At 72.9% G+C, this 6,877-nt stretch carries 7 protein-coding genes; 1 reads left to right on the top strand and 6 read right to left on the bottom strand.

The annotated features are described in order from the left end of the window. Positions 1 to 407: 407 nt before the first annotated feature. Positions 408 to 1,022, top strand: coding sequence for a M23 family metallopeptidase (locus ACZ49B_RS36010; protein ID WP_468314680.1), 615 nt, complete (start codon positions 408 to 410; stop codon positions 1,020 to 1,022). A 24-nt stretch (positions 1,023 to 1,046) separates the two neighbouring features. On the opposite strand, the gene ACZ49B_RS36005 is transcribed toward ACZ49B_RS36010, so the two are convergent. The 6 genes from ACZ49B_RS36005 to ACZ49B_RS35980 form a co-directional block, all read right to left on the bottom strand. Then, positions 1,047 to 2,306, bottom strand: a complete 1,260-nt coding sequence (locus ACZ49B_RS36005) for a LamG domain-containing protein (protein ID WP_468314677.1) — start codon at positions 2,304 to 2,306, stop codon at positions 1,047 to 1,049. A gap of 61 nt (positions 2,307 to 2,367) precedes the next feature. Continuing rightward, complete coding sequence (gene cseC / locus ACZ49B_RS36000; protein WP_468314674.1) at positions 2,368 to 3,681, bottom strand: two-component system sensor histidine kinase CseC; 1,314 nt, start codon at positions 3,679 to 3,681, stop codon at positions 2,368 to 2,370. Further along, positions 3,678 to 4,391, bottom strand: coding sequence for a two-component system response regulator CseB (cseB, locus tag ACZ49B_RS35995; RefSeq protein WP_468314671.1), 714 nt, complete (start codon positions 4,389 to 4,391; stop codon positions 3,678 to 3,680). Before cseB ends, cseC begins: the two co-directional genes overlap by 4 nt. 69 nt (positions 4,392 to 4,460) lie before the next feature. Next, on the bottom strand, positions 4,461 to 5,099 hold the full coding sequence (locus tag ACZ49B_RS35990) for a hypothetical protein (RefSeq protein ID WP_468314731.1): 639 nt from the start codon (positions 5,097 to 5,099) through the stop codon (positions 4,461 to 4,463). A 38-nt stretch (positions 5,100 to 5,137) separates the two neighbouring features. Beyond that, the gene (locus ACZ49B_RS35985) at positions 5,138 to 5,710 is read right to left on the bottom strand and encodes a SigE family RNA polymerase sigma factor (protein WP_030158464.1); all 573 of its coding nucleotides are present in this window, start codon (positions 5,708 to 5,710) and stop codon (positions 5,138 to 5,140) included. A 218-nt stretch (positions 5,711 to 5,928) separates the two neighbouring features. Next, positions 5,929 to 6,858 carry an HhH-GPD family protein gene (locus tag ACZ49B_RS35980; RefSeq protein WP_468314668.1) on the bottom strand — a complete coding sequence of 310 codons (930 nt, stop codon included), beginning with the start codon at positions 6,856 to 6,858 and terminating at the stop codon, positions 5,929 to 5,931. Between the last annotated feature and the right edge of the window lie 19 nt (positions 6,859 to 6,877).

Raw genomic sequence — 6,877 nt, 5'->3', positions numbered from 1 at the left:
GACCTCGTCCCCCTTCCCCCCCACACGACCGCACACACACCCACACACCCCCCCCCCCCCCCCCCCCCCCCCCCCCCCCCCCCCCCCCCCCCCCCCGCCCCTTTTTCTGCTTCCCGGAGGCCCCGCGCCGGTGACAAGCCACACAGGGCAAAACGGACCTACTAGGACCTCTCGTAGGTGGAATGTCCATTTTGTCCCGACTCACCCCTGCCCTCGGCCCAGCGGGGAAGCGGTCAACCGGCTGCGTCACACCTCCCCGGCCTACGAGCCCCGGTAGTAATCGGGACGTTTGGGGATGCGCCGGGACACGGGTTACCAAGGATGGGCAAGCCCGGCATCCGCTTCCCAGCGTGCCGGGTGACTTCATGCCCGAAGCGTCCTTGTCCCCGGCCCGGAGGTCTCCTTACATGTTCGCGAAGCGCGTCAGCACCCCTCGTACCCGTCTCGCCGTCGGCGCCACCGCTCTCGGTGCGGCCCTGGCTCTCGGGGCCGGGACGACCGCCGCCTTCGCCGACACGACCCCGCAGACCGCCCTGACCGGGACCGCCGAGCTGGTCGCGGCCCAGGCCGCCGCCCAGGCCTCCGGGGCCGCCGCGAAGACCGTCAACTGGCAGAAGCCGGTCGCCACCTACACGCTGTCCGCGACCTTCGGCAAGGGCGGCAGCATGTGGTCCCACAAGCACTCGGGCCAGGACTTCGCCTGCCCCGTCGGCACCCCGGTCAAGGCCGCCTCGGCGGGCGTGGTCGTCAAGGCCGGCCCGAACGGCGGCGGCGACGGCCCGGCGTACGGCAACGCCATCGTGATCAAGCACGCGAACAACACGTACTCGCAGTACGCGCACCTCTCGAAGATCAAGGTCCGGATCGGCCAGAAGGTCGCCAAGGGCACCCAGGTCGCGCTGTCCGGCAACACCGGCAACTCGAGCGGCCCGCACCTCCACTTCGAGATCCGGACCACCCCGAACTACGGCTCGGCCGTGAACCCGGTCGCCTTCCTGCGCAAGGCCGGCGTCACCGTCTGATCGCCCTGGTCCCTCTGACCGCGGTCAGTACAGGAGCCAGGAGCCCGTCGGCTTCGTCTTCGCGTCGACCCTGCCCGGCTTGAGGGTGTCGATCTGGGCGGGCGAGAGCACCGAGTCGTAGGTCTGCACGGTCTCCATGGCCCCGCTCCACGGCGCGGTCCACTTGTCCTCGTGGCGCGAGCGCGCCAGCTGCAGCGGGCCCTGCGCCTGGAAGACGCCGGGGACGGGGGCCTCGCCGGTCTTCTTGCCGTTGACGTAGAGGGCGATCTGCTTGCGCTCGGCGTCGTAGGTCCCGGTCAGGGTGGAGAAGGTCTTCTCCATCTTCGGGCTCTCGCCGGTCACGGTCACCGCGGTCGCCTCGGCGCCCTGGTCGCCCGTCTGGACGCGGAAGACCCAGGCCGGCTTGCCGTTGACCTGGTCCAGGCCCAGCTCGAACGAGAAGGACTTCTCGTTGCCCTGGCTGACGGCGATCTGGCGGCCCTTCGGGGCGCGGTTCCAGACGTGCGCCGAGACGGTGAAGCTCTTGGACGTGTCCACGACGCGCTTGGCGGACTCGGCGTACGAGTTCTCGTTGCCCTTCGTCCGGATCTCGAAGCGCTTTTCGATCGGGAAGACCCCGGCGTCGGGGCCCATCTTCAGCGGGGCCTTGCCGCTGCGGTCCCGGATCTGCGTCGGGTCGTCCTTGACCGTCGGGGTGTTGTCGACCGGGGTCTTGCTCTTCGACCCGCTGGGGGAGGGCGAGGTCGGCGCGGACGTGGGCGTGTCGTCCTTCGCCTCGTTCCCGCCCTTGTCGTCGCCGCCCAGCAGCAGGAACGTTCCACCGCCGGCGAGCAGCGCCAGTACGGTCACCGCGGCGCCGATCATCCAGAGCCGCTTCTTGCGCTTCTCGGCCGCCGAGCGGTCGGCCATGGCCTCCCAGTCCGGCTGGTCCGACTGCGGCGCGAACGGCCCGGGGATCCCGGGGCCGCCCGGAGCGCCGGGCGCGGCCGGCCCGCCCATGTTCGGGAGCCCCTGGGCCCACTGCTGGGGCGCGGCGGCCGGGGGCGGGGCCTGCTGGTACGGGCCGGGCTGCGCGCCCGGCTGCGGGTAGCCGTAGCCGCTGCCGTCCGCGGGTGCGCCCGGCGGCGGGCCGAAGCTGCCGCCGGGCGCACCCGCGGCCGGGGCGCCGGGCGGGTAGCCGTAGCCGGCCGCGGAGGCCGGCGGGACCGGCGGGAACCCGTAGCCCCCGTTCCCGGGGGCGGGCTCGGGCTGCGGGTTGCTGGGGGGATTCGTACCGTCGGTCATGCCACGGATGCTAAAACACCGGGCCGCACAGCTGTACGGCCCGGTCCCGATCCGCTCGCGATCAGCCCTGCACCTTGATGACGGGGAAGCTTCCCGTCGCCGTCGGCGCGTGCTCCGGCAGCCACAGCACCGCGACCGCTCCGGCAGCCGCTCCCTCGCGGTCCGCGCCGCCCGGAGCCGCCACGTTGCGGAACGTCAGCCGGGCGCCCAGCACCCGCGCCTGCCCCTCCGCGATGGTCAGCCCGAGGCCGTGCCCCACCCCGGCGCGGTCCGTCGACCCGGTCCGGAACCGGCTCGGCCCCTCGCGCAACAGCGCCTCCGGGAAGCCCGGCCCGTGGTCCCGGACCCGGACGACCCGGCCCTCGATGTCGACCTGGACCGGCGGCTGCCCGTACCGCGCCGCGTTGGCCAGCAGGTTGCCAAGGATCCGCTCCAGCCGCCGCGGGTCGGTGCTGACGATCTCGTCCGCGACCACCCGTACCGAAGCCTCCGGCATCAGCGCGGTCACCCGCCGGCTCACGAACTCGCCCAGCGCCACGTCCTGGAGCTCCGCCCGCTCGGACGCGCTGTCCAGGCGGGCCACCTCCAGTACGTCCTCCACGAGCGCCCGCATCGCCTGCGCCCGGTCCCGCACCAGCTCGGTCGGCCGCCCCGGAGGCAGCAGTTCCGCCGCCGTGAGCAGGCCCGTCACCGGGGTCCGCAGCTCGTGCGCGATGTCCGCGGTCACCCGCCGCTCGGCCTCCAGCCGCTGCTGGAGCGCGTCCGCCATGGCGTCCACGGCCCGCGCGAGGTCGTCGGTCTCGTCGCGTACGACGCCCCCGACCGCGTCCCGCACCCGTACGTCGGGATCCCCGTGCGCCACCCGCTGCGCGGCGGCCGCCGCCTTGCGCAGCCGGCGCGAGATCTGCCCGCCGATGAGCACGCCGAGCGCGGCGCCCGCGACGACGACGGAGATCGACCCGACGACCAGGGCCCGGTCCAGGTCGCGCACCATGTTGGCGCTCTCCTTGAACTCGTTGTGCAGCGACAGCACCTGCCCGTTCCCGAGCGGCACCGCGGCCCACACCTGCGGCACTCCCTTGCGTGACTCCTGGATGTACGTGCCGCGCCGCCCCGACCGCGCCTTCTCGCGCAGCGCGGCGGGCAGTTCGGGGTCGTTGACCTTCGCCCCGAGGACCGGCTTGCGCCCGGCCTCGACGAAGCGGGCGATGACGTTCACGTTCGCCAGCTGGGCCTCGCGCGCGCTCTCCAGCATCGAGACGCGGGCAGCACTGTGCACGACCAGGCTCAGTGCCACGGCGACGAGCGCGCCGACGGCGGCGATGGCGAGCGTGATCTTCCAGCGGATCCCCGTACGGAGGGTGAAGCGCCTCATCCTTTGAGCTTGTATCCGAATCCTCGGACCGTTTCGATGCGGTCCTGTCCGATCTTCGTGCGCAGCCGTTGGACGTGGACGTCCACGACGCGGGTGTCGCCGCCCCAGTCGTAGTCCCAGACCCGCTCCAGGAGCCGGTCGCGGGACAGTACGGTGCCGGGCGCGGAGGAGAACTCCAGCAGCAGCCGCATCTCGGTCGGCGTCAACGCCACCGGGGCGCCGGCCCTGCGGACCTCCATGCCCTCGGTGTCGACCTCCAGGTCGCCGAAGACCAGCACCCCGCGCTCCTCGGAGTCGTCCTCGCCGTTCGCCCCCGGCCGGCCGTTCTGCGGGCCGCCGGCGTGGCCGAAGCGGCGCAGCACGGCGCGGATCCGGGCGACGAGGACCGAGCCGTCGAAGGGCTTGGTGACGTAGTCGTCGGCGCCCGCCTCCAGGCCCAGGACGACGTCGATGGAGTCGGCGCGCGCGGACAGCATGATCACGGGAACGGTGGACTCGTCGCGGATCCGGCGGCACAGGCTCACGCCGTCCATGCCGGGCACCATCACGTCGAGCAGCGCGATGTCCGGCTGGTTGGCCCGGAAGGACTCCAGGCCGGACAGGCCGTCGGGCATGGCGGTGACCACGAACCCGTCGCGTTCCAGCGCCAGGGTCGTGGCCTCGCGGATGACGTCGTCGTCCTCCACGAACAGGACATGGGTCTCGGCCATGCGGAAGCCTCGCCTCGGTTCTTCGCTTCTTCGGTCCGTCGGTTCTTCTGGTCTGCGGTCTTCGGGTCGTCAGTTCCTCTGGGTGACCGCGGGGGCCGGCTGGACCGCACCGTCGACGTTGCTGTAGTCGGTGTGCACCCGGTCCTGCTCGGTGAACTTCTCCCCGTTCCAGTGGTACGTGATCACGTCCTCGCCGGACGGGTAGGCGAGGGCGTCGCTCTTCCCGTAGACGGGCTTGGTGACCACCAGGTCCCCCCGGTCGATCTCCGCGTAGACGGGCGGCTGCTCGTCCGAGAACACATTCTCGTACGTCCCGCCCGTAGCCCGGTACACGTACGAGCCCCGCCCCAGCGCATCGGCGCAGGACAGCACGTTGACGACGATGTCCACGACGGATCCCCCGGTGACCTTCCCGTAGCTCACGTCGACCGGGTACTCCTTGCCCGTGCAGGGCTTGAGGTCCCGCTTGACCTCGGCGCTGACCTTGGGGTCTGCCCGGAGCAGTGCGACGGCGTCGACCCGCCGTACGGGACCGCCCGACGCCCCCGTGGTGGCCGGGACGTGGTCCGGCGGGGTGGCCGTCGCCGAGCCGGTCTTGGCGGCGGACTCGGTGTGGGCGGGGCCGCCGTCGCGCAGGCCGGTGCCGCCGGTGGCGCATCCGGCCGCCAACAGCACTGTGCCGACGAGGACGACCGTCCCCGCCGACATCAGCACCAGCGGACTTCTGCCGCTCAAGCTTTGGCCATTCAGGCCGCGCACCGCTCACGCCCCTCGTACCGGATGGTGTGGTCACCGCGGTGGTCACCGCGCTCCAGCGCACGCATGTCCAGATCCCGGCTCTCCAACTCCTGCCGGAGCCGGGCCAGCGCGCGGTGCAGGGTGCTCTTCACAGTACCCGCCGACATGCCGAGCGCCGCGGCGGTCTCCTCGGTGCTCATCTGCTCCCAGTGTCGCAGCACGACCACGCTGCGCTGCTTGGGCGCGAGAACCTTGAGGATGTCCATCAGCAGGGCGCGGTCGGCGCGCTGGTCGGAGCCGTCCTCGACGGAGGCGTCCGGGAGCTGCTCGGTGGGGACCTCTTCCAGCTTGCGGGCGCGCCACCACTCGGTCCGGGTGTTGATCATGACGCGGCGCAGGTAGGCGTCGGCCAGGGACTTGTCGGCGATGCCGTCCCAGCGGCCGTACGTGCGCACCAGCGCGGTCTGCAGCAGGTCCTGCGCGTCCGTGGGGTCCGGGACCAGGCGCCGGGCACTGCGCAGGAGCGCATCCTGCCGAGTGCGTACGTACTCCTCGAATCCGAGTACCTCGCCGTGCGCCATCTCAGACCGCCTCCGTCCCGTGCAACCGCTCATCCCCGTGCCCTACGGATTCGAAGGTACGGAGGGGTTGTCACGGGCCTGTGCGGGCCAGCCTTCGGTGGACGCACGGACACCCATAGGTTGTGTAACAGTGCCGTGAGCTGGGGTTTGGCCGGGACAAACGGAATCTCCGACTCAGCTCGGCCCGCGATGCGGCCCCGGAGCGGCCCCGGCGCGGCTCAGTCCGTCGCGGGGCCCTGCGGCAGCCGGTACATCCCCCCGGCGAGCGGTTCGACCAGCCCGTCGGAGACCAGCCCGTCCAGCGATCGGGCCCGCTGCACGGGCTCGTCCCAGACCGTGTCGAGCACCGCCTGCGGAACCGGCCCGACCGCTTCCCGCAGCACCGCGAGGAGCTTGCCGCGCACCTGCCGGTCGGTCCCCGCGTACGTCTGCCCGCGCCGCGGCGGCCCCTCGTGCGCCGGCTTCCCGGCCAGCCGCCACGCGCACAGCCCGGCCACCGGGCAGCGCGCGCAGTCCGGGGACTTGGCCGTGCACACCAGGGCGCCGAGCTCCATCGAGGCCGCCGCCCAGCGGGCCGCGGTGCCCTCGTCCTCGGGCAGCAGGGCCCGGGCCAGGCGCCGCTCGGCGGCCGTGGTGGCGTTCGGCGGGTACTCGACCCCGCTGGTGGTGCGCGCGAAGACCCGGCGCACGTTGGTGTCGAGCACGGCGTGCCGCTGCCCGTACGCGAACGAGGCCACGGCGGCGGCCGTGTACTCGCCGATGCCGGGCAGCGCGAGCAGCTGCGCGTGATCCCGCGGTACGTCGCCCCCGTGCCGCTCCGTTATCGCGACGGCCGCGCCGTGCAGGCGCAGGGCCCGGCGGGGGTAGCCGAGCCGCCCCCAGGCCCGTACGGCCTCGCCCGGGGCCTCGGCGGCCAGATCGGCGGGGCGGGGCCACCGGGCGAGCCACTGCTCGTACACCGGCAGGACCCGGCTGACCGGGGTCTGCTGGAGCATGAACTCGCTGACCATGACCCCCCAGGGGCCGGCCTCGGGGCGGCGCCAGGGCAGGTCGCGGGCGTGCTCCTCGAACCAGGCGATGACAGGGGAGTGCAGCGCGTGGGACACGTCGGGGAACGTCTCGGGGGAAGGGCTGGTGGATGCAGTCATGGCAACGGCATCCTGGCAC

The sequence above is a fragment of the Streptomyces sp. NPDC031132 genome (genome assembly GCF_055570595.1).
The sequence above is the reverse complement of the archived record's forward strand: the minus strand, read 5'-3'. Positions and strand labels throughout refer to the sequence as shown.